Source organism: Paraconexibacter sp. (assembly GCF_041602235.1).
Lineage (GTDB): Bacteria > Actinomycetota > Thermoleophilia > Solirubrobacterales > Solirubrobacteraceae > Paraconexibacter.
On sequence record NZ_JBFIGP010000460.1, the window covers coordinates 1 to 1,883 of the forward strand.

Below are 1,883 nucleotides of genomic sequence, written 5' to 3' on the forward strand. Positions count from 1 at the left end.
CGCGTGGAAGCTGCGCCAGAACTCGGCCACCTCGGGGTCGTAGGTGGCGGCCTCGACGATCGCCCGGAGGGTCGCGTGGTCTCCGCGGAACGCCTCGAGGACGCCGCGTAGCGTCGCGTGCAGGTCGTCGTCGCGCAGTTCCAGCCAGGCGTCGGCGGCACCGTGCGTGCGTTGCTCGAAGCGGGCCCCGAGCGCGAGCATGAGGTCCCGCTTGTCGTTGAAGTAGGCGTAGAACGTCGGTCTCGAGACCGACGCCTCCGCCGCGATCGCGGAGACGCTGATCTCCGCGTAGGAAACGCCCCGCTGCAGCAGCTGCACCGTCGCCTCGAGGATGGCTTCGCGGTTGACCGCCGCGGTCTGTCCCGTCGTCGGACGCTTCGAGAGCACGCTCATCGCCAGGGGACGATACACCACGGGTAACGACGCCAATACACTGTGCTGACATATAGCTTGACACACTGTAAGACACGCCGTTAGGCTCTTCCGGTCCCGTGAATCGCGAGTCGAGGAGAGCCGCAGCGCATGTCCACCCTGTCATCTGATCTGAAGACCATCCGGGTCGCGGACCCGGAGCACTGGCGCGAGGGTCCGCCACTGGCCCTGTTCGAGCAGCTGCGCAGGGAGTGCCCGGTCCATTGGAGCTCGGGCATGACGAGCTTCCCCGAGGAGCCGGGGTTCTGGTCGGTGACCAACCAGGAGCTCGTCCACGAGGTCAGCCGCAACTGGCAGCTGTACTCCTCGGAGCTCGGTGGCATGGTCGGCATGCCGTGGGTGCAGCTCGAGGTCCAGAACGGGATGTTCATCGGGATGGACCCGCCCAAGCACGGGCGGCTGAAGTCGCTCTTCCAGCGTGGCTTCACCCCGAAGCGGATCGCCGAGCACGAGGACTCGATCCGGGCCATCGCCCGACAGGTTCTCGACCGCATCGACGGCCGCGATGAGATCGACGTCGTGACCGAGTTCGCTCAGCCGGTCGTGTCGCGGGTCATCGGCAGCTTCATGGGCATCGCCGAGGAGGACGACGCAATGTGGGCCGAGCTGATGAACCGGCTCGTCGGCGGCGACGACGCGGAGATGAACCCGGAAGGCCCCGAGGACGTCATCGAGACCGTGATCCCGATGATCGTCCAGCGCTGCCAGGTCCTCATCGACGAGCGGCGCGCCAACCCGACCGACGACCTGATGAGCATCCTCGTCCACGCCGAGATCGACGGGGACAAGCTCAGCGACTGGGAGATCGTCATGGGCTTCATCCTGCTCGTGACCGCCGGCAACGACAGCACGAAGGCCACCTTCTGCAGCGGCGTGAAGGCCCTCGTCGAGAACCCGGAGGAGCGCGCGAAGGTCGTCGCCGACCCGGGGCTCATCCCCAGCATGGTCGAGGAGTGCCTGCGGATGTTCCCCGCCTTCGCCCATTTCCGCCGAACGGCGACCGAGGACACCGAGCTCGGCGGCTGCCCGATCAAGAAGGGCGACAAGGTCATGATGTGGTACCCGGCCACCGGGTACGACGAGGCGGTCTACGAGGACCCGCAGGCGTTCCGCGTCGAGCGCAACCCCGAGCACCAGGCGTTCGGCGCCGGCGGTCGGCACTTCTGCCTGGGGACCGCACTCGCGCGGCTCGAGCTCAGGGTGATGTTCGAGGAGTTCCTGGACCGCTACCCGGACCTCGAGTTCGCGGGACGGCCCCGGTACGCGACCGCGATCTTCGTGAACCAGCTGACGACGCTCCCGGTGCGGGGCGGCGGCGCCTGAGCTCCCAGCACCAGCAGCCGACGAGGAGAGGATCCATGAGCCAGACGTACGACAACATCGTCATCGGCGGCGGGGCAGCAGGCTGCGTCGTCGCCGCCAGGTTGAGCGAGGACCCGGACCGCAGGGTC

The 1,883-nt window shown here is 67.7% G+C and carries 2 protein-coding genes; one reads left to right on the forward strand and one right to left on the reverse strand.

The annotated features are described in order from the left end of the window. Positions 1-393, reverse strand: a 393-nt coding sequence (locus ABYE80_RS20405) for a TetR/AcrR family transcriptional regulator (RefSeq protein WP_372792225.1), incomplete at its 3' end; no start/stop codon positions are given. A gap of 129 nt (positions 394-522) precedes the next feature. Here ABYE80_RS20405 and ABYE80_RS20410 point away from each other — a divergent pair. Beyond that, a complete protein-coding gene (locus ABYE80_RS20410) occupies positions 523-1,755 on the forward strand; it encodes a cytochrome P450 (RefSeq protein ID WP_372792227.1) in 1,233 nt (410 codons plus the stop codon). Positions 1,756-1,883: the final 128 nt, after the last annotated feature.

What these genes read in the sequence shown, in the direction of transcription:
- ABYE80_RS20410 (WP_372792227.1), top strand. Translation starts at nt 523, where the DNA reads ATGTCCACCCTGTCATCTGATCTGAAGACCATCCGGGTCGCGGACCCG.